Genomic DNA, 20248 nt, shown 5'->3' with positions numbered 1-20248 from the left:
ACGTACCTCTCCTACCGAAGTCCCGCTGCCAGTCTCAGCACCAACACGCCCACTTGACGAACCACCGCCGCGCTTAACTACCCGGCATTGGGGCTAGCCCCGGGCACCGTGATGCCGCAGCCCCGCGCCCGCCGGGACGATCCGCTACGGTCGGGCCCATGATCTGGGACGAGCTCGACGCGCATCTCGACCAGGTGTCCGGCACCGTCTCCGCGTACGTGGGGCGCCCCGGCGCCCGGCCCACCTGGACCCGGCGGGCGGACGCCACCCACTACGCGGCGAGCACCATGAAGGTCGCCGTGCTTGTCGCGCTGCACCGGGCCGCCGAGGCCGGCCGGCTCGACCTGGACGCGCCGGTGCCGGTGCGCAACACGTTCGAATCCGCCCGCCCCGGCGCGCCCCGCTTCACCAACAACCGCGACTACGACAACGACGAGGCGGTCTGGGACCGGGTCGGCGGCACCGCGCCGCTGCGCTGGCTCGCCGAACGCATGATCATCCGCTCCAGCAACCTGGCCACCAACCTCTGCATCGGGCAGGTCGGGCTGCCCGCCGTCGCCCAGGCGTGGACGCTCGCCGGCGCCCGGCACAGCGTCACCGGCCGCGGCATCGAGGACTTCGCCGCCCGTGACGCCGGCATCGACAACCTGGTCACCGCCGCCGACCTGGCCGCCCTCCTCGGCGAGCTGGCGCTCGGAGCCGGCCGGCCCGGCCCGCTCGCGTCACCGGCCGGCTGCGCCGCCATGCTCGACGTGCTGGTCGCCCAGGAACACCGCGAGGACCTGGCCGCCGGGCTGCCCGACGGCACCCGCATCGCGCACAAGAACGGCTGGGTACGCGGCGTCCGCCACGGCGCCGGCGTGGTGTTCCCGGACGACGCGCCGCCGTACGCGATCGTCGTGTGCACCACCACCGACCCGACCGGCGGCGGCGCGGACGGCGAGCCGGTCGAGGACGACGCCTGCCGGCTGATCGCGCACGTCTCGGCGCGGGTGTGGGACGCGCGGCACGAGCTGGCCGGCTGAACCGCTAGTCCAGCAACCGCTCCCGCAACGCGGCCCGCACGTCGTCGGTCACCCCCAGGCCGTCGCTCAGGTACGCCTCGAACGACCCGTGCGCCAGGCGCACCTCGTCGTACGCGGCGTCCAGGTACTCCGGGCGCACCTCGAGCAGCGGCCGGGCCGCCACCGGGTCGAGGTCCGGCCGGCGCTTCGTCATCGCCGCCAGCAGCACCTCGCGCAGGCTCTCGGTCAGCTCGTTGTGCCGCAGGTAGTCGGCGCGGATCGCCGGCTCCGGCACGCCGAGCGCGGTCAGCAGCACCACCGACAGCCAGCCGGTGCGGTCCTTGCCGGCGGAGCAGTGGAACAGCAGCGGCAGGTTCGCGTCGTCCGCGGCCAGCCGCACCGCCGCGCCGAACCCGGCCCGCGCCGGCTCCCCGGTGACGAACCAGCGGTAGATCGCGGTCATCGCCCCCGGCATGCCGTCGCGGGCCAACTCCGCGTACGCGTCCAGGTCGTGACCCTGCAAGACCGCCGAGACGTAGGTGAACACCGGGTGGGCGGCGTCGTAGACCGGCAGGTGCACGACGCGCGGCTCACCCACAAGCCGGTCCGGCGGCGCGACCGCCTGTTCCTCGGCCGCGCGCAGGTCCACCACGCACGCCGGGGCGAGCTTGCCCAGCACCGGCAGATCCTCGTCGGTCAGCCGACCCAGCGCCGCGGCGCGGACGAGCCGCCCGGCGCGGACCCGCCGCCCGTCGGTCGTCGGCAACCCGCCCAGGTCACGGGCGTTCGGCGCGCCCACCAACTCCCAGTCCCGCCCGGTCATCGGCCCTCCCCTGCTCGCCGCCAGATGCCTATAGGGTGCCCCACATGACGATCACGGCGGTGCGCACCCACCGGCTCTCGGCACCCTTGCACACCCCGTTCGTCACCGCGCTGCGGAGCACCACCACGGTGGAGACGCTCATCGTCGAGCTCGTCGACAGCGACGGGCGTACCGGATTCGGCGAGGCCCCGCAGGTGTGGCAGGTCACCGGCGCGTCGATCGGCGGCGCCGAGGCGTGCGTACGCGAACTGCTCGCGCCGCTGCTGACCGGACGCGACCCGGACGACCTCCAGGCCCGGTGCGCGCAGGTGCGGGGCGCGGTGGTGGGCAACGAGTCGGCGAAGGCGGCCGTCGACGTCGCGCTGCACGACCTGGCCGCGCGGCGGCTCGGCGTACCCCTGGTGCGGCTGCTCGGCGGCACCGCGCTGCGCGTCCCGACGGACGTCACGCTTGCCGCCGGCGACGCGGTCGACCTGGCCACGGCGGCCGGCCGGCGGCGCGCCGAGGGGTTCACCGTGCTGAAGCTCAAGGTCGGCACCGACGCCGGCGGCGACCTGGACCGGGTCCGCGCGGTGCGCGCCGCCGTCGGCCCGGACGTGCGGATCCGGCTGGACGCCAACCAGGGCTGGACGCCGCGCGAGGCGGTCCGGGTGATCCGGGGCATCTCCGACGCCGGGCTCGACGTCGAGCTTGTCGAGCAGCCGGTGCACCGCCGCGACCTGGACGGGTTGGCCTGGGTCAGCGACCGGGTGGACGTGCCGATCCTCGCCGACGAGTCGGTCTTCGACGTGCGTGACCTGGTCGAGGTGATCCGCCGCCGGGCGGCCGACATGGTGAACGTCAAGCTCGCCAAGTGCGGCGGCCTGCAACCGGCCCGTACCCTGCTCGACCTGGCCGCCGCCCACGGCATGGGGACGATCGTCGGTTCCATGATGGAGGGTCCGATCGGCGTGGGCGCTGCGGCCAGCCTGGTCGCCGCCCACGGGACCACGGCCGTGTCGGACCTCGACGCCGCCTGGTGGCTCGCCTGGTCGCCGGTCACCGGCGGCATCCGGTACGAGGGCGCGAGCGTGCTGTTGCCGGACGCGCCAGGTCTCGGCATCGCCGACGTGAGTGAAGCTAAGGTTCAGCAGCGCGGTTGAGTGTTGTTGGATTTTTTCATAGGGTCGCCCACAGGAGCGTGGGAGGAGGGGTGCGCATGGCGCCTCAACCGGGCCACCAGGCCGTCGTACGGGTCCCGGTGGCGACCCTCTGGACCACCCCGGAGGCGGTCCGCCCGATCGACGGACCCGCCCGGTCCGACGTGCCCGACATCGCCACCTGGGTCGCCGGGATGGACCGCGATCAGCAGGTCGGCGACTGCATTCTGACCCAACTGCTGCTCGGCGAGCCGGTGCTTGTCACCGAGACGCGACCGGACGGCTGGGTCCGGGTGCTCGCCCTCGGGCAGCCCGCCGCCAAGCTCGACGTGCGCGGCTACCCGGGTTGGATGCGGGCCGCCCACCTGGCCGCGACCGTCGACGCCGAGCCGTACGCCACCGCGCTCGTGGTCGACGTCGACCGCGCCACGCTGCACGACACCGCAGGCGGGCCGCCGGCGCTCACCGGCGTGGTCCTCGGCACCCGTCTCGCCTCCGCCGGGCGCCCGGTGGACGGCTGGCGGCCGGTTTGGGCGCCCGGCCGGGCCGATCCGCTCTGGGCCCCCGAGGGCGACCTGGTGCCGCTGCCCGGCGAGCGGCCCGAGGCCAAGGAGGTGCTCGGGGTCGCCGAGCGGCTACGCGACCTGGCCTACGTCTGGGGCGGCCTGTCCACCGACGGCATCGACTGCTCCGGGCTTGTCCACCTGGCCTGGCGTCGGTACGGCGTCACGCTCCCCCGCGACGCCGACGACCAGGCCGAGGCGACCACCCCGGTGGCGCTCGGTGCGGAACGCCCCGGCGACCTCTATTTCTTCGCCCACCCCGGCCGGCGCATCCACCACGTCGGCGTCGTCTCGGCCGAGCCGCACGGCGGCCGGCGGCGGATGCTGCACGCCTGCTACCTCACCCGCCGGGTGGTCGAGGAGGAGTTGCCCCCGGCCCGGGTGGACACCCTGGTCGGCGCGCACCGCGTCTGACCGTCGGGTGCCGTTCCCGGCCGGCGGGAACGGCATCCGACGAACCGGTCAGCGGCGGGCTTCGGCCAGCTCCCGGCGCCTGTCCCGCGACGACTTGGCCAGGCTCGCCGCCGTGGCCACGGCGAGCGTGCCGAGGATGACGGTGAGCGAGAGCCAGATCGGGATGTGCGGCGCCCAGGCCACCGGCTCGCCGCCGTTGAGGAACGGCAGGTTGTTGTCGGCGAGCGCCTCCAGGACCAGCTTCACGCCGATGAAGCCGAGCACCACGGCCAGCCCGTAGCTGAGGTAGATCAGCCGGTCCAGCAGGCCGCCGAGCAGGAAGTAGAGCTGCCGCAGCCCCATCAGCGCGAAGACGTTCGCGGTGAAGACCAGGTACGGCTCCTGCGTGATGCCGAAGATCGCCGGGATCGAGTCGAGCGCGAAGATGAGGTCGGTGGTGCCGATCGCGATCATCACGATCAGCATCGGGGTGAACAGCCGCCGGCCGTTCTCCCGGGTGGTCATCCGCGCCCCGTCGAAGTCGCGGGACAGCGGCAGCGCCTTGCGACTCCACCGGATCAGCACGTTCTCGCTGAACTCGTCCTCGTCCGGCTCACCCTGCCGGGCCAGGTTCACCGCGGTGTAGATGAGGAACGCGCCGAAGATGTAGAACACCCAGGAGAACTGGGCGATCAGCGCGGCGCCGGCCGCGATGAAGCCGCCGCGCATGACCAACGCCAGCAGGATGCCGATGAGCAGCACCTTCTGCTGGTACTGCCGGGGCACGCCGAAGCGGGCCATGATGATCACGAAGACGAAGAGGTTGTCCACCGAGAGGCTGTATTCGGTGAGCCAGCCGGTGTAGAACTGGCCGGCCACGCTCGGCCCGGCGGTCAGCCAGAGCACCACGCCGAAGAGCAGCGCGAGCCCGACGTAGAATCCGACCCACAGGCTCGACTCACGGACGCTCGGCTCGTGCGGGCGGCGGCCGATGATGATCAGGTCGGCCATCAGGACCGCGATCATCGCGGTCAGGGTTACCGCCCACACCAATGCGGACACGTTCAAATCCATCCTCCGGCAGACACGCAGCGTCGGGCACACCGTACGCCGGGTGCGGGCCGGGGTGCGTCAACGCTGACTGTGGTGACTGTCGGAGGTCTCTTCCGCCGGCACCCTTGCGGGAACCGACCGACGGAGCCGGGTCGAGCACCGGGGGTGCTGGCGCTCTTCCGTGCTGACGACTCCGTCGCGGGGGAATACTCCCCTCCTCGGCCGCCATTCTTCACCATCTCGCCCGGGTGGCGCATCTCCGGGCACCCATCAATCGCGATCAGGTGCCCCGGCTCACGTCACCGACCCGCGTCACCACCCGCAGCGCATCCTAGGAGGCTAGTTTTGATGATGCCGCCGGATCGGCGGGCAGGACCGGATCGGTGAAGGACCAACCGGCGGCGAGCAGGGCCTCGACGGCGGCGACCGCGGTGGTCAGGCGCTCCTCGTGCGTCCCGCGCAGCTCGACCACCGGCACCCCGCACCCGGCCAGCTCCGCGCGGAAGCGGCCGGTCATCCACGCCCGCAGGTGCTCCCCGTCGCGCAGGCCGTCGTCGGCGAAGGGCACCCCCTCGTGGCCGGTGAGCAGATAGAGCGCCGGCCGGCGGGCCGCCGCGCGCACCTCCGCCGAGGACGAGCCCAGGTAGCGCTCCTCCCAGACCGCGGTGGCCCGGGCATCGGTGTCGCAGATCAGCAGCGGGCCGCCGACCCGCGCCGTCGCGTCCTCGGCGGCCTGCTGCTCGCGTACCACCTCGACGAAGTCGTCCCGGTCCCAGGTGACGTCGAAGACGGTGGCCTCCGGCCGGGACCGGCGCAACGCGGCGAGCTTGCGCTCGGTCAACTCGCGGCCGTACTCGGGCACCCAGGCGGCGCCGAAACGCCAGGCGAGCGCCCGCGCCATGGTCGTCGTACCTGTCGACTCGGCGCCGAGAACCACCACGCGGCGGACCAGCCACGCCCGCACCGGCGGGCTCAGCCACCGCCAGTGGGCCGCCGGGTCCGCGCGCACGGCGGTGCCGGAGACCGGCGCGGCCCGCCGCCGCAGATCCACCTCGACCGCGACCGCGCCGAACCGGCGGGCCAACTCCTCGCCGTACGCCTCCGAGGAGAAGACGGCGTCCACCGGCTCGCCGCCCAACGCGTCGGCGAACACCGCGCAGTGCAGGTCCCAGACCGCCGGGTCGGCGTAGTCGACCGGGTGGTCGTCGTAGCGGCCGACGAACCGCACCCCCGGGGTGCCGGCATGGACCTCGCGCAGCCAGGCCAGTCGCAGGGCCAGCGGGATCGACTCGCGCCGGGACGGCGCCACCACCACGGTCACCGCCGCGCAGCGGGCCGCGGCGGCCTCGACGAGCGCGTGGTGCCCGGCGTGCGGCGGGTAGAACTTGCCGACCACCAGCCCGTGCCGGAACCGCCCGCTCACGCGGCCACCGGCGCGGGACCGGGCGGCACCGGCGTGGCCGCCGCCCGCCGGCGCAGGTCCGCCCGCCAGGCGCGCAGCCCGACCACGCAGAGGGCCAGGAAGATCAGGTAGAGACCGCCGGTCAGCCAGAGTCCCTTGTACGCGTAGAGCGGGATGTAGATCAGGTCGGCGGCGATCCACAGCCACCAGCTCTCCACGAGCTTGCGGGTCTGCCCGTAGGTGGCCAGCAGCGACAGCGCGGTGGTGACCGCGTCGGCGAGCGGGACGGTGGAGTCGGTGGCCCGGTCCAGCAGCACCCACAGGCCGGCGGTGAGCAGCAGCCCGGCCGCACCGAGCGCCCACCACTCCCGCCGCCCGGTACGCGCCACCGTGAGCCGGCTGCGCCGGTCGCCGCCGAAGAGCCAGTGCCACCAGCCGTAGACCCCGAGCGCCACGTAGACCAGTTGCAGGCCGGCGTCGGCGTACAAGCCGGCGGTCTGGAACAGCACCATCAGCAGCAGCACGTTGGCGATGCCGACGGGCCAGTTCGCGATGTGCTGGCGGGCGACCAACCAGACGTTGACCACGCCGGTGCCGAAGCCGAGCAGCTCGGCCCAGGTGGTGCCGGCGCCGAACACGGTGAACGCGGTGCCGGTGAGCCAGTCGAGCATTGTCGTCCTCCCCCGCCCGCCCGGTGACACGGTGGAGGGGCACGGCCGGCCGGAGCGCCCCCGGAGCGTACCGGTCGGCACCCGGCATGAAAGGCTTCGGGCATGGTTCTTGAGGTCGCGCTTATCGATGTGACGCCCGGACACGAGGACGACTTCGCCGCCGCGTACGCGCAGGCGCGTCCGATCCTCGCCGAGGCGCAGGGGTGCCGCTCGGTGCGGATGACCCGTGGGGTCGAGTCGCCCACCCGGTTCGTGCTGCTTGTCGAGTGGGACTCGGTCGAGGCGCACGACGTGAACTTCCGGCAGACCGAGCGCTTCGAGCGGTGGCGGGGCCTGATCGGCCCGTTCTTCGCCGGCCCGCCGCTTGTCGAGCACTTCGTCGACGTGCCGGCCTGAACTGTCGTACCCCTCACGTAACCTGCGCGCGACGCGCGGTCACCGGTCCCGACGGGCATCGGGGGCGCCGGGCCCGGTGGGCGCGCGACGACCTCACTCCAGCTCGTGCGGGTCGCGCGGCCGGGGCACCGGCGCGACGCCGAGGCGGCGGGTGAGCAGCGCGGCCGTCGCGTCCTCGGGCAGCGCCGCCGCGAGCAGCCGCTCGATCACCTGCTCGTAGCGGGCCACGTCGGCCTCGGCGACCAGGCGCAGATCGGTGGTCAGCGTCTCGACCAGAATCGTGCGTGGGTCGTCCGGGTCCGGATAGGCGTAGTAGGAGAACGGCGCGAGCGGATGCAGGTCATCGCCGGGCGAGGCGCCGCGGGGCACCACCCGGAGGGTCACGTGCGACCGTTCGGCGACCGCCAGCAGGTGCCGCATCTGCTCCCGCCACACCTCGGCCGGCAGCCCGTCCGGCTCGCAGGCCCGCTCGTCGATCAGGGCGGTGTAGTGCGGCGGGTCCGGCCGGACAAGCAACTCCTGGCGCACCGCCCGGGCCCGGACGTCGGCCTCCACGTCCACCTCGCCGGCGAGCGACGCGCCGGCCGACACCCGCAGCCGGGCGTACGCGGGGGTCTGCAACAGGCCGGGCACGAGCGCCGGCTGGTATTCCACGATGCGCTCGGCACCGGCCTCCAGTTCCGCGTACCCCCGCTGCCGCTCGCCCATCTCGCCGAGCGTCTTGGACCAGCCGCGCCCGGTGGCGGCGTCGCGGGCGATGACGATCAGATCCTCCCGCTGGTGCGGTGGAACCTCGTAGACGTCGAGCAGGTCGAGCACGTCGGCCAGGTCGGGCCGGCTCTGGCCCAGCTCGATGCGGGACAGCTTCGACGTCGAGGCCCAACCGAGCCGGGTGCAGACCTGTTCGAGCGTGAGCGACTCACGACGGCGCAGTCGGCGCAGCTCGACACCGAGCCGCACGCGCCGGACGACCGGACTTGCTGACAACGACATGCGCGCCTCCCAGGGTGGGAGCGTACGCATGACCATCACGCACGGCAATACCTCGCTCGCGCAGAGCAACATGCACGCATCGACGCCGAGGAATTCTTCAAGGACGGTACGTGCCGAACGACCAGACCATGCCGGCCAGATCGCGGGCGGCGTAGTCGCGGGAGCCGTAGTCGGTGTCGAACGGCGCCCGGACGATCTCCGCGCCGGCCGCCCGGGCCCGCTCGTGGTGCGCGTCTACGTCGTCGACGGCCAGGTAGACGCGGTAGTCGTCATCGGCCGGCCGGCTCGCCGGCGCGGGACCCGGACCCACCATGACCAGGTCGTCGCCGTGGCCGAGCTGAGCGTGGCGCACCTCGCCGTCGGGCCCGGAGTGCAACTCGTGGACGGTGAGGCCGAACGCCGACCGGAGGAAGTCGACGGCGGCGTGAACGTCGGGATACCTGAGGACCGGATAGATGCTTCGCATGCCCCCAGTCTGCCGGCGACCGGGTCAGCAGGGATTGGACGAATGCGATCCGGCCCGGGCCAACGCCGCCGGCGGGGCGCCGGCGAACTCCCGGAACTCCCGGGTCAGGTGCGACTGGTCGTAGTAGCCCCACCGGGCCGCCCGTTCCGCCCAGCCCGATCCGTCCGGGCCGGCCGGCGGCGCGGTGAGCACCGTGCGACCCAGGGTGGCGTAGGCCCGGTGGAAGCGTTGCAGCCGGGCGACGGTCTTCGGCGGCAACCCGAACTCCCGGCGGAACCGCACCGCCAGGTGACGGCGGGACCAGCCGATCTCGTCGGCGAGCGCGGCCACCCCGATCGCGCCCCCGCTCCCGTCGAGCCGCCGCCAGGCGGCCAGCAGCCGACCGTCGACCGGGTCGGTGGCCGCCAGCCGGGCGGCGAGGGCGGCGTCGAGGCGGGCGAAGCGCCCCGGCCAGCCGGGCTCGCCGGCCAGTTCGTCGCGGAGCCGGGCCAGCCACCCGGCGACCCGGTCGACCGGGGCCGCCCGGTTGGCCAACTCGCCAAGCGGCAACCCGAGCAACCGCCGCGCCGCCGGGGCGGTCAGCATCACCTGCACGCCGGTGCCCGTGCCGGCGCTGCGGGTGGCGCACCAGCCGTCGAACGGGCCGGCCAGGAACGCGTTGGTGGCGTACGCGCCGCGACCGGCGCCGCGCGGATCGGTGACGTCAAGCGGGTCGCCCCAGCCGAGGACCAGCACGACGAAGGCGCCGGCGACCTCACGCCGCACCACCGGCCCGGGCAACTCCTCCCGGTAGCCGAGGTAACGGTCCACCCAGGGACGCAGCGCCGGGGCGGGAAGCCCGACCACGGCCTCGGTCAGCATCGCGCCCGCCCGGCCCTCGTGCCGCTCACCGCACCCCGGCCGCGTCCATCCCGCGCAGCTCCTTCTTCAGGTCGGAGACCTCGTCGCGGATCCGCGCGGCCAACTCGAACTGGAGCTCCCGCGCGGCGGCAAGCATCTGGTCGTTCAGCTCCTGGATCAGGTTCGCGAGGTCGGCCCGGGCCATGCCCTCGCGGGACGGAGTGGCCGCGCCGCCCCGACCGTTGCGGCTGCGGGTCTCCTTGACCGGCGCCTTGCCCCTCGACAGTTGCCGGGCGGCGCCGCCGACCGTGGTGGCCTCGGTGTCCTCCGCCTCGCGGTAGATGTCGTCGAGGATGTCGTGGATCTTCTTCCGCAGCGGCTCGGGGTTGATGCCGTGGGCCTCGTTGTGCGCGGTCTGCTTGGCCCGGCGCCTGTTGGTCTCGTCGATCGCGGACGCCATCGACGGGGTGATCTTGTCGGCGTACATGTGGACCTGACCCGAGACGTTACGGGCCGCGCGGCCGATGGTCTGGATCAGCGACCGGCCGCTGCGCAGGAACCCCTCCTTGTCGGCGTCGAGGATCGCCACCAGGGAGACCTCGGGCAGGTCCAGGCCCTCCCGGAGCAGGTTGATGCCGACAAGCACGTCGTAGTCGCCCTTACGCAGCTCGCGCAGCAGCTCGACCCGGCGCAGCGTGTCCACCTCGGAGTGCAGGTAGCGCACCCGGATGCCGTTCTCCAGCAGGTAGTCGGAGAGATCCTCGGCCATCTTCTTGGTGAGCGTGGTGACAAGCACCCGCTCGTCCCGCTCGGTGCGCAGCTTGATCTCGTGCATGAGGTCGTCGATCTGCCCCTTGGTCGGCTTCACCACCACCTCGGGGTCGATCAGGCCGGTCGGACGGATCACCTGCTCGACGAACTCGCCCTGGGCCTGCTCCAGCTCCCACGGGCCCGGGGTGGCGGAGAGGAAGACCATCTGGCCCACCCGCTCCAGGTATTCGTCGAAGCGCAGGGGACGGTTGTCGGCGGCGCTCGGCAGCCGGAAGCCGTGGTCGATGAGCATCCGCTTGCGGGAGGCGTCGCCCTCGTACATGCCGCCGATCTGCGGGATGGTCACGTGCGACTCGTCGACCACGGTGAGGAAGTCGTCGGGGAAGTAGTCGAGCAGGCAGTGCGGCGGGCTGCCGGGCAGCCGACCGTCGATGTGCATCGAGTAGTTCTCGATGCCGGAGCAGAAGCCCACCTGGCGCATCATCTCCAGGTCGTAGGTGGTGCGCATGCGCAGTCGCTGCGCCTCCAGCAGCTTGCCCTGCCGCTCCAGCTCGGCCAGCCGTTCGCCCAGCTCGGCCTCGATGTCGCGGGTCGCCCGCTCCATCCGCTCCGGGCCGGCGGCGTAGTGCGTGGCCGGGAAGATCATCAGGCTGTCGACCTCACGGACCACGTCACCGGTCAACGGATTGAGGTAGTAGAGCTTCTCGATCTCGTCACCGAACAGCTCGATCCGGACGGCCAGTTCCTCGTAGGCCGGGATGATCTCCAGCGTGTCGCCGCGCACCCGGAACGTGCCGCGCTGGAAGGCCATGTCGTTGCGCGTGTATTGAATGTCGACGAGCCGGCGCAGCAGTTGGTCGCGGTCGAGCTCCTGCCCCACCTTGACCCGCACGGCGCGGTCGAGGTATTCCTCGGGCGTGCCCAGGCCGTAGATCGCCGACACGGTGGCCACCACGATGACGTCCCGCCGGGTGAGCAACGACATGGTCGCCGAGTGCCGCAGCCGCTCGACCTCCTCGTTGATCGAGGAGTCCTTCTCGATGTAGGTGTCGGTCTGCGGGATGTAGGCCTCGGGCTGGTAATAGTCGTAGTAGGAGACGAAGTATTCCACCGCGTTGTGCGGCAGCAGCTCGCCGAACTCCTTGGCGAGCTGGGCGGCGAGGGTCTTGTTGGGCGCGAGCACCAGGGTGGGCCGCTGCAACCGCTCGACCAGCCACGCCGTGGTGGCGCTCTTGCCGGTGCCGGTCGCGCCGAGCAGCACCGTGTTGCGGTCGCCGCGCCGCACGCGACGCTCAAGGTCGTCGATGGCCGCCGGCTGGTCGCCGGCCGGCTGGAACTCACTGACGACCTGGAAGCGACCGTCGAGCCGGGGAATGTCGAGCGCCATGACACCAACGGTACGCCCGCGGTCCGACACTTCCGGCCCGACCACGGACCGTCCCTGACCGGCTTCGATATTCCCATTGTGTGGCTCATCTCACCGGACTACCCTCGTACCGTAGGCCGCTCGCGGCGGCCGACCGGGAAGGTGGCCGCCCCTTCGGGGCCCGGCCGCCCCCGGCGCCAGGGCCGCAGCACCCGGGACGACCGGCGTGCGCGCCCACGGTGGTCGCGCTGAGGCGCTCACCGGCCGCCGCGAGCGCCCCTGCTCCTCACCGAACCCCGCCCTCCCCTCGCCGCGCCCGCCCGCGCGGGGCGGGTCAGGGGTGCCAGCGGGTGTGTGCGGCCCACTCCTCGGCCCGCAGGCGCTCCTCGTAGAACCACGGATCGTGGAGCGTCGCCGGCTCGGCGCTCTCCGGCGCGGTGGCCGCCAGGTCCCGCTTGACCTGGAGGTAGGCGGATCGCCGGGCCGGGTCCGCGCGCAGGTGGTCCCGCACCAGCAGCGCGTGCCGCCAGCCGGCCGAGCCGGCCACCCGCAGGTGCAGGAGCGCCGGCCGACCCGGGTCCGCGCCGCCGTGCAACCGCTTCGCCAAGTGCACCCGGTCGGGGCGCAGCGGCGCGTCCCACCACTCGCCGGACAGCCGGGGGAAGCCCGCCTCGGCCAGCCGGTCGGCGAGCGGACCGTCCGCCTCCGCCAGCGCGGGCACGGTCAACTGGATGTCGATGACGTCCGGCGCGGTCAGCCCGGGCACGGCGGTGGAGCCGACGTGGTCGATCCGGACGTCGCCGCCGGCCGCGTGGCGGATCCGCGCCGCGAGCCGGGCGTACTGCTCGGGCCAGGTCGGGTCGGGCTCGGTGAGCGTCGGCCGGTCGGCCAGCACCGCGTGCCGTTCGCGGACGTTGCGCTCGTAGGGCAGCAGCCGGTCGCGCCAGAGCGCGTCCACCGCGCCGTGCAGGTCGGCCAGCGAGCCGTCGTTGGTGAGCAGCACGTCCGCCACCGCCCGCCGGCCCGCGTCGTCGGTCTGCGCGGCGATCCGCCGCCGCGCCTCGGCCGGGTCCATGCCACGGTCGCGGGACAACCGCGCCAGCCGGGTCGGCGCCGCCGTCTGCACCACGAGCACCAGGTGGTACGTCGGCGCGAGCCCCACCTCGACAAGCAGCGGAACGTCGTTGACCACCACCGCGTCGGCCGGCGCGGCGGCGACCAGTTCGGCGGCCCGCGCCCGTACCCGCGGATGGGTGATCCCCTCCAGCCGGCGGCGGGCGGTCTCGTCGCCGAAGACCACCGCGCCCAGGGCGGCCCGGTCGAGCGTGCCGTCGGGGCCGAGGACCCGGTCGGAGAACGCGGCGACCACCTCGGCCAGCCCCTCGGTGCCCGGGGCCACGACCTCGCGGGCGATCCGGTCCGAGTCGACCACGACCGCGCCGAGCGCCGCCAGGCGGCTCGCCACCGCGCTCTTGCCGGACCCGATGCCGCCCGTCAGCCCCACCTTCAGCATCGGGACAGTCAACCCGATGGGCGTGCGCATGCCAAACAGGCAGACGACGACCGCGGGCCCCGCCCCCGGCGCTCCGCTGGTGCGGAACGCGGGGACGGGGCCCGTCAGTGTGTCGTCAACCGGTGCGTCCGTGCGGGCGCACCCGGCGTCAGCGACCTGTCACTTGCCGCCGGCGAGCTTCTCCCGCAGCGCGGCGAGCGCCTCGTCGGTGGCAAGCGTGCCGGCCGGCTCCTCGGCCTGACGGCTCGGGGCCGAGGTCGAGGTCGAGGTGCTGCTGCTGCTGGTGCTGGTGGCGGGCGGAGCCGGGTTGGCCGCGGCCTCGGCGTCGGCGGCGCGGGAGGTCTGCACCTGCTTGGTGTGGGCCTCCCAACGCTGACGCGCCTCGGCGTACTGGTTCTCCCAGGTCTCGCGCTGCTTGTCGTAGCCCTCGAGCCACTCGCCCGTCTCCGGGTCGAAGCCCTCCGGGTAGATGTAGTTGCCCTCGTTGTCGTACGTCGCGGCCATGCCGTAGAGGGTCGGGTCGAAGTGCTCCTCGCCCTCGACGAAGCCCTCGTTGGCCTGCTTGAGCGACAGCGAGATCCGGCGGCGCTCCAGGTCGATGTCGATGACCTTGACCATGACCTCGGAACCGACCTGCACGACCTGCTCCGGGATCTCCACGTGGCGCTCGGCCAGCTCGGAGATGTGGACCAGGCCCTCGATGCCGTCGTCCACCCGGACGAACGCGCCGAACGGCACCAGCTTGGTGACCTTACCCGGCACGATCTGCTGGATCGCGTGGGTGCGGGCGAACTGACGCCACGGGTCCTCCTGGGTCGCCTTCAGCGACAGCGAGACCCGCTCGCGGTCCAGGTCGACGTCCAGGACCTCGACCTCGACCTCCTGGCCCACCTCGACGACCTCGGACGGGTGGTCGATGTGCTTCCAGGACAGCTCGGAGACGTGCACCAGGCCGTCCACGCCACCCAGGTCGACGAACGCGCCGAAGTTGACGATCGACGAGACGACGCCCTTGCGGACCTGCCCCTTCTGGAGCTTGTTGAGGAACTCGGTGCGCACCTCGGACTGCGTCTGCTCAAGCCAGGCCCGGCGGGACAGGACCACGTTGTTGCGGTTCTTGTCCAGCTCGATGATCTTGGCTTCGAGCTCACGGCCGACGTACGGCTGGAGGTCGCGCACACGCCGCATCTCGACGAGCGACGCCGGCAGGAAGCCACGCAGGCCGATGTCGAGGATGAGACCACCCTTGACGACCTCGATGACCGAGCCGCGGACGACGCCGTCCTCGTCCTTGATCTTCTCGATCGTGCCCCAGGCCCGCTCGTACTGCGCCCGCTTCTTGGAGAGGATCAGCCGACCCTCCTTGTCCTCCTTCTGGAGGACGAGGGCCTCGATGTGGTCGCCGACCGAAACGACCTCGGCCGGGTCCACGTCGTGCTTGATCGACAGCTCCCGAGAGGGGATCACGCCCTCGGTCTTGTAGCCGATGTCGAGCAGGACCTCGTCCCGATCGACCTTGACGACGGTGCCTTCGACAATGTCGCCGTCGTTGAAGTACTTGATGGTCTCGTCGATAGCGGCGAGGAAAGCTTCCTCAGAGCCGAGATCGTCGTGCGTGACCTTGTTGGCGCTCGAGGTGGCCTCGATGCTGCTCGTCATGTGGGCGGTTGCTCCGGTCGGATGGGTTGTCACAGCGGGCATGGGTGTCGCGGTGACTCTTCCGCGCCAGCGGATCCGTCGCCGGGCACACCGAACGATCGACGCGAGAAGATCATTAGTGGCTCCGGTGACCGCACACCTGCTCCCTGCCGAGGCACACGATCCGCGAGCGCATCGTCTAGCCTACCCGCTGCATTACCACAGCGTGCAAGCCCTCCCGGGTCTCCGCGCCCGCATCGGCTGCGAAAGCGGAGATTTCGCGCGGTAAGGTGCCACGCCTGTCTCGTCCGTCACATCTGCCACACCAGTCACACGCCGCCCCGCCCGCACCCCGGCGTCCACCCGGCCCTAGCGTGGACCGGGTGGACGACGACAGGGTGACCCGCCGGCGGGTCGGTGCCGCCGAGATCCGCCGCGCCAACCGCGGCTGGTGGGACACCGACGCCGACGCCTACCAGGCCGAGCACGGCGCGTTCCTGGGCGAGGTCGACTTCGTCTGGTGCCCGGAGGGGCTGCGCGAGGCCGACGCCCGGCTGCTCGGCGACGTCACCGGCCGGCGGGTCCTCGAACTCGGCGCCGGCGCTGCCGCCGCCGCCCGCTGGCTCGCCGCCCGGGGCGCCCGGCCGGTCGCCCTGGACCTCTCCGCCGGCATGTTGCGGCACGCCGCGCAGGCCGCCCACCGGACCGGGGTACGCGTACCGCTGGTCCAGGCCGACGCGCTGGCCCTGCCCTTCTCCGACGACGCCTTCGACACGGTCTGCACCGCGTTCGGGGCGATTCCGTTCGTGGACGACTCCGCGGCGGCGATGCGCGAGGTGGCCCGCGTGCTGCGCCCCGGCGGCCGGTGGGTCTTCGCGGTCACCCACCCGATGCGCTGGATCTTCCTCGACGACCCGGGCGAGGGCGGGCTGACCGCCGTGCACTCGTACTTCGACCGCTCCCCCTACGTCGAGCAGGACGAGCACGGCGCCGCCACGTACGTCGAGCAGCACCGCACCCTCGGCGACCGGATCCGGGAGCTGGTCGGCGCCGGATTCCGCCTGCTCGACCTGGTAGAGCCGGAGTGGCCGGCCGGGCACGAGGGGACGTGGGGCCAGTGGAGCCCGCTGCGCGGCCGGCTCTTCCCCGGCACCGCCATCTTCGTCACCGAGAAGCCCGCGGGCTGAGCGCGTCGCACGCCCGGTGCGACGTCGGCGGCGACCGTCCGACAACACTGAACGGATGGCCGGGACGATCGCGTCAGCAACCTCCCCATGGTGCCCGGATCCCCTCCGTCAGCAGCAGGCCGACCACACCGTGGACGACATGCTGAGGCTTCCGGACGACGCCCCGCACGCCAAACTGGTCGACGGGATCTTCCAGGTGACGCCGCTCCCCACCATCGGCCACCAGGCCGTCTCCGGCCTGCTGAGAGGATGGCTGCGAACGCATGCGCCAACGACGGTGCGCGCCACCCAGGCGGTCTGTGTCGGTCTCGACGTCAACACGGTCCGCCGACCCGATGTGCTGCTGCACCACGCCGGGCTGCCGTTCGACCGCCGCCTCCTACTCCCCGACGACGTCGTACTCGCCGTGGAGATCGTCTCGCCCGGCACCCGGCGGGTGGACCGGTTCGCCAAGCCCGGCGAGTACGCCGCCGCCGGCATCCCGTTCTACTGGCGGATCGAGCAGGACCCGGTGCACCTCTACGCGTACCGCCTCGGCGACCGGATCGGCCCGGGCGGCGAGCGTCAGTACGAGCTGGTGACCGACGGCAGCGAGGTGATCGAGCTGACCGAGCCGTTCGACCTCAAGCTGCCGATCGCCGAGATCCGGCCCTGACCGCGTCGTTACTCGCCCAGGCGGGCGGGTAACCGGTTGGCATGGCCGAGAGGGAGTTCCGCGCCGGCGACCACGTCTCCTGGGCCAGTCACAGCGGCCGGGCGCACGGCGTGGTCAAGGAGAAGCTGACCGAGCGCACCCACGTACGCGGGCATCAGGTGAACGCCTCGCCGGAGCAGCCGCAGTACCGGATCGTCAACGACGATTCCGGCCGGGACGTCGCCCACCGACCGGAGGTGCTGCGCCGTGAGTCGGAGTGAGGACCCGCAGCAGACGTACCGGGAGTTCACCGACGCGGTGAACATGAAGCCCGCCGAGCTGACCCGCTGGCTGGAGACCGACGAGTCCAAGCACGTCGGCTGGCACAAGCCGGGCACGAAGGGCGGCGAGTCCGTCGGGCACGACTCCGGCCGCCGGATCGTCGACCTGCTGCGCCGCAAACGCGACCAGCTCACCGCCGCCGACTACAAGCACATGCGCAAGGTGATCGGGTACGTGCACCGGCACCTGGCCCAGCGCCCGTCCGGCGACGTCCGCGACACGAGGTGGCGCTGGTCGCTGATGAACTGGGGCCACGACCCGCTCAAGGGCTGACCCGTCACGCGACCTCGACTGCTGCGGTCAGTGGTCTGCGCTGTTCCAGTCGTGGCCCTCGCCGACCGAGACCTCTAGCGGCACCGACAGCGGGTGGGCGGCGCCCATCTCCTTGCGCACCAGGGCCTCCAGCGCCTCCCGCTCGCCCGGGGCGACCTCGAAGACCAACTCGTCGTGCACCTGCAACAGCATCCGCGAGCGCAGCCCGGCGTCGCGCAGCGCGGCGTCGACGTGCAGCATGGCGACCTTGATGAGGTCGGCCGCCGAGCCCTGGATCGGGGCGTTGAGCGCCATCCGCTCGGCCATCTCTCGGCGCTGCCGGTTGTCGCTCACCAGGTCGGGCAGGTAGCGGCGGCGGCCCAGAATGGTGGAGGTGTAGCCGTCCTGCCGGGCCCGGGCCACCACCTCCTGGAGATAGTCGCGGACCCCGCCGAACCCGGCGAAGTAGTTCTCCATCAGCCCGCGCGCCTCCTCGGCGGTGATGCCGAGCTGCTGGGACAGGCCGAACGCGCTCAGCCCGTACGCCAGGCCGTAGTTCATCGCCTTGATCTTGCGCCGCTGGTCGGCGGTGACCTGGCCGACGTCGACGGTGAAGACCGAGGAGGCGGTCGCGGCGTGGAAGTCGTGGCCGGAGTTGAACGCCTCGATCAGCGCCTCGTCGGAGGACAGGTGCGCCATGATCCGCATCTCGATCTGGCTGTAGTCGGCGGTGAGCAGGCACTCGTAGCCCTCGCCGACGACGAACGCGCGCCGGATCCGTCGCCCTTCCTCGGTGCGGATGGGGATGTTCTGCAGGTTGGGCTCGGTGGACGACAGGCGCCCGGTCGCGGCCACGGTCTGGTTGAACGTGGTGTGGATCCGGCCGTCGTCGGAGACCGACTTGAGCAGCCCGTCGACAGTCGACTTGAGCTTGGCCACGTCGCGGTGGCGCAGCAGGTGGTGCAGCAGCGGATGCTCGGTCTGGGCGTAGAGCCACTGGAGGGCGTCGGCGTCGGTGGTGTAGCCGGTCTTGATCCGCTTGGTCTTGGGCAGGCCCAGCTCGGTGAAGAGGATCTCCTGCAACTGCTTGGGCGAGCCGAGGTTGAACTCCCGGCCGACCACCGCGTAGGCGCTCTGGGCGGCGGCCTTCACCTCGGCGGCGAAGTGGGCCTCCAGCTCGGAGAGGTAGTCGGTGTCGGCGGCGATGCCGGTGCGCTCCATGTTGGCCAGCACCCGCATCAGCGGCAGCTCCACGCCGGCCATCAGCCGCGCGGACTGCTCGCCGTCGCGGGACAGCTCGGCGTCGATGGCGTCGGCGAGGTCGAGCGTGGCCCGGGCCTGGAGCATCAGGTTCTGCTCGGCCGCGCCCTCGTCGCCGAACCCGTCCAGGGTGAGCTGGCCGGTCTCCGGCGCGTCGACGCGCAGCTCCCGGTGCAGGTAGCGCAGGGCCAGGTCGGTGAGGTCGTAGGAGCGTTGGTCGGGGCGGGCCAGGTAGGCGGCGATCTGGGTGTCACGGGCGATGCCCCGAAGATCCCAGCCGTGCGCGGCGAACGCCAGCACCGCCGGCTTGCTGTCGTGCAGCACCTTCGGGCGCCCGGCGTCGGCCAGCCAGCCGGCCAGGGCGGACTCATCGCCGGCGTCCAGCCGGCTCGGGTCGAACCAGGCCGCCGCGCCGTCGGTGGTGGCGAGCGCCATCGCGGTCACGGTGGCGGTGTGCCGGCGGTTGGGGCCGGTGTCGAGCGTGGCGGCCAGGCCGACAGGCGTGCCGGCGCCGGCGTGCGTGTCCAGCCAGCCGGCGAGCGCGCCCGGCTCGGTAAGCACCTCGCCGGCCAGCTCGAAGCCGGCCTCGGCCTCCGGCTCGACGGCCTCCAGGTATTGGTAGAGGCGGTCCCGCAGGATGCGGAACTGGAGCGTGTCGAAGACCTGGTGCACGGCCTCCCGGTCCCAGCCCGGCCAGCGGGCGTCCTCGGGCCGCACCGGCAGCTCCAGGTCGGCGACCAGGCAGTTGATCTCGTAGTTGCGGATCACGTCGGCCAGCCGCTCGCGCAGGCTCTCGCCGGCCTTGCCCTTGATCTCGTCGGCCCGGGCCACCACACCCTCGACCCCGCCGTACAGGTTGATCCACTTGGCCGCGGTCTTCGGGCCGACGCCTGGGACGCCGGGCAGGTTGTCGCTCGTCTCGCCGACGAGCGCGGCCAGGTCGCGGTAGCGGTCCGGCGTGACGCCGTATTTCGCCTCGACCGCCGCCGGGTCCATCCGGGCCAGGTCGGAGACGCCCTTGCGCGGGTAGAGCACGGTGACCTGGTCGCCGACGAGCTGGAACGCGTCCCGGTCGCCGGTGGTGATCAGCACGTCCATGCCCTGGTCGCGGGCCTGGCAGGCGAGCGTGGCGATGACGTCGTCGGCCTCGTAGCCCGGCGCCTCCACGACCGGCACCCGCAGCGCCGCGAGGACCTCCTTGACCAGGCTCACCTGGCCCTTGAAGTCGGTCGGGGTCTCGCTGCGGCCGGCCTTGTACTCCGCGTAACGGTCGGTGCGGAAGGAGTGGCGGGAGACGTCGAAGGCGACCACGATGTGGGTCGGCTGCTCGTCGCGGAGCACGTTGATCAGCATCGAGGTGAAGCCGTAGACGGCGTTCGTCGGCTGCCCCGTGGTGGTGGAGAAGTTTTCCACAGGCAGGGCGAAGAACGCCCGGTATGCCAGGGAATGTCCGTCGACGAGGAGCAGGCGCGGCGTCGTAGCTGTCACGGCAGCGACTCTAGTCCGTGGCCCCGACAAGCCGGGCCCGGCCGCACCGACGAC

At 72.5% G+C, this 20248-nt stretch carries 18 protein-coding genes and 1 pseudogene; 8 read left to right on the top strand and 11 right to left on the bottom strand.

The window, feature by feature from the left end; translation table 11 throughout:
• Positions 1–158: 158 nt before the first annotated feature.
• Positions 159–1025, top strand: coding sequence for a serine hydrolase (locus SM450_RS20470; RefSeq protein WP_474621343.1), 867 nt, complete (start codon positions 159–161; stop codon positions 1023–1025).
• 4 nt (positions 1026–1029) lie between these two features.
• Here SM450_RS20470 and SM450_RS20465 read toward each other — a convergent pair whose 3' ends face one another.
• Positions 1030–1827 (bottom strand): tyrosine-protein phosphatase, encoded by a 798-nt coding sequence (locus SM450_RS20465; RefSeq protein ID WP_474621342.1) that lies wholly within the window; start codon positions 1825–1827, stop codon positions 1030–1032.
• 44 nt (positions 1828–1871) lie between these two features.
• On the opposite strand from SM450_RS20465, the gene SM450_RS20460 reads away from it, so the two are divergent.
• On the top strand, positions 1872–2969 hold the full coding sequence (locus tag SM450_RS20460; protein WP_474621341.1) for a mandelate racemase/muconate lactonizing enzyme family protein: 1098 nt from the start codon (positions 1872–1874) through the stop codon (positions 2967–2969).
• 56 nt (positions 2970–3025) lie between these two features.
• Complete coding sequence (locus SM450_RS20455) at positions 3026–3943, top strand: C40 family peptidase (protein ID WP_474621340.1); 918 nt, start codon at positions 3026–3028, stop codon at positions 3941–3943.
• A 48-nt stretch (positions 3944–3991) separates the two neighbouring features.
• Here SM450_RS20455 and SM450_RS20450 read toward each other — a convergent pair whose 3' ends face one another.
• The 3 genes from SM450_RS20450 to pnuC form a co-directional block, all read right to left on the bottom strand.
• Complete coding sequence (locus tag SM450_RS20450; RefSeq protein WP_474621339.1) at positions 3992–4990, bottom strand: TerC family protein; 999 nt, start codon at positions 4988–4990, stop codon at positions 3992–3994.
• 316 nt (positions 4991–5306) lie between these two features.
• Positions 5307–6398: an AAA family ATPase gene (locus SM450_RS20445; protein ID WP_474621338.1), complete on the bottom strand. Its 1092-nt coding sequence runs from the start codon at positions 6396–6398 to the stop codon at positions 5307–5309.
• On the bottom strand, positions 6395–7048 hold the full coding sequence (gene pnuC, locus SM450_RS20440) for a nicotinamide riboside transporter PnuC (RefSeq protein WP_474621337.1): 654 nt from the start codon (positions 7046–7048) through the stop codon (positions 6395–6397). The genes SM450_RS20445 and pnuC overlap by 4 nt, the downstream gene beginning before the upstream one ends.
• Before the next feature lie 102 nt (positions 7049–7150).
• Between pnuC and SM450_RS20435 the strand changes: the two genes are divergently transcribed.
• A complete protein-coding gene (locus tag SM450_RS20435) occupies positions 7151–7444 on the top strand; it encodes an antibiotic biosynthesis monooxygenase family protein (RefSeq protein WP_474621336.1) in 294 nt (97 codons plus the stop codon).
• 93 nt (positions 7445–7537) lie between these two features.
• On the opposite strand, the gene SM450_RS20430 is transcribed toward SM450_RS20435, so the two are convergent.
• From SM450_RS20430 to rpsA, 6 genes are all read right to left on the bottom strand, one after another.
• Complete coding sequence (locus tag SM450_RS20430; protein WP_474621335.1) at positions 7538–8437, bottom strand: DUF5753 domain-containing protein; 900 nt, start codon at positions 8435–8437, stop codon at positions 7538–7540.
• Between the two features lie 97 nt (positions 8438–8534).
• Positions 8535–8903 carry a VOC family protein gene (locus tag SM450_RS20425; RefSeq protein WP_474621334.1) on the bottom strand — a complete coding sequence of 123 codons (369 nt, stop codon included), beginning with the start codon at positions 8901–8903 and terminating at the stop codon, positions 8535–8537.
• A gap of 24 nt (positions 8904–8927) precedes the next feature.
• A complete protein-coding gene (locus SM450_RS20420; RefSeq protein ID WP_474621333.1) occupies positions 8928–9764 on the bottom strand; it encodes a helix-turn-helix domain-containing protein in 837 nt (278 codons plus the stop codon).
• Between the two features lie 25 nt (positions 9765–9789).
• A complete protein-coding gene (uvrB, locus tag SM450_RS20415; protein ID WP_474621332.1) occupies positions 9790–11901 on the bottom strand; it encodes an excinuclease ABC subunit UvrB in 2112 nt (703 codons plus the stop codon).
• A 313-nt stretch (positions 11902–12214) separates the two neighbouring features.
• Positions 12215–13393 carry a dephospho-CoA kinase gene (gene coaE, locus SM450_RS20410; RefSeq protein WP_474621353.1) on the bottom strand — a complete coding sequence of 393 codons (1179 nt, stop codon included), beginning with the start codon at positions 13391–13393 and terminating at the stop codon, positions 12215–12217.
• A 159-nt stretch (positions 13394–13552) separates the two neighbouring features.
• Positions 13553–15094: a 30S ribosomal protein S1 gene (gene rpsA, locus SM450_RS20405; RefSeq protein ID WP_474621331.1), complete on the bottom strand. Its 1542-nt coding sequence runs from the start codon at positions 15092–15094 to the stop codon at positions 13553–13555.
• Between the two features lie 320 nt (positions 15095–15414).
• On the opposite strand from rpsA, the gene SM450_RS20400 reads away from it, so the two are divergent.
• From SM450_RS20400 to SM450_RS20385, 4 genes and pseudogenes are all read left to right on the top strand, one after another.
• A complete protein-coding gene (locus tag SM450_RS20400) occupies positions 15415–16218 on the top strand; it encodes a class I SAM-dependent methyltransferase (protein WP_474621330.1) in 804 nt (267 codons plus the stop codon).
• 139 nt (positions 16219–16357) lie between these two features.
• The gene (locus SM450_RS20395; protein ID WP_474621329.1) at positions 16358–16873 is read left to right on the top strand and encodes a Uma2 family endonuclease; all 516 of its coding nucleotides are present in this window, start codon (positions 16358–16360) and stop codon (positions 16871–16873) included.
• A 41-nt stretch (positions 16874–16914) separates the two neighbouring features.
• Positions 16915–17133, top strand: coding sequence for a hypervirulence associated TUDOR domain-containing protein (locus SM450_RS20390; protein WP_474621328.1), 219 nt, complete (start codon positions 16915–16917; stop codon positions 17131–17133).
• Positions 17120–17464 (top strand): annotated as a pseudogene (locus SM450_RS20385) (DUF3140 domain-containing protein); the annotation flags it as partial. The gene SM450_RS20390 and the pseudogene SM450_RS20385, both read left to right, overlap by 14 nt.
• A 30-nt stretch (positions 17465–17494) precedes the next feature.
• Here SM450_RS20385 and polA read toward each other — a convergent pair.
• Complete coding sequence (polA, locus tag SM450_RS20380) at positions 17495–20194, bottom strand: DNA polymerase I (RefSeq protein WP_474621327.1); 2700 nt, start codon at positions 20192–20194, stop codon at positions 17495–17497.
• Positions 20195–20248 lie beyond the last annotated feature (54 nt).

This window comes from Micromonospora marincola (genome assembly GCF_056150385.1).
The sequence above is the reverse complement of the archived record's forward strand: the minus strand, read 5'-3'. Positions and strand labels throughout refer to the sequence as shown.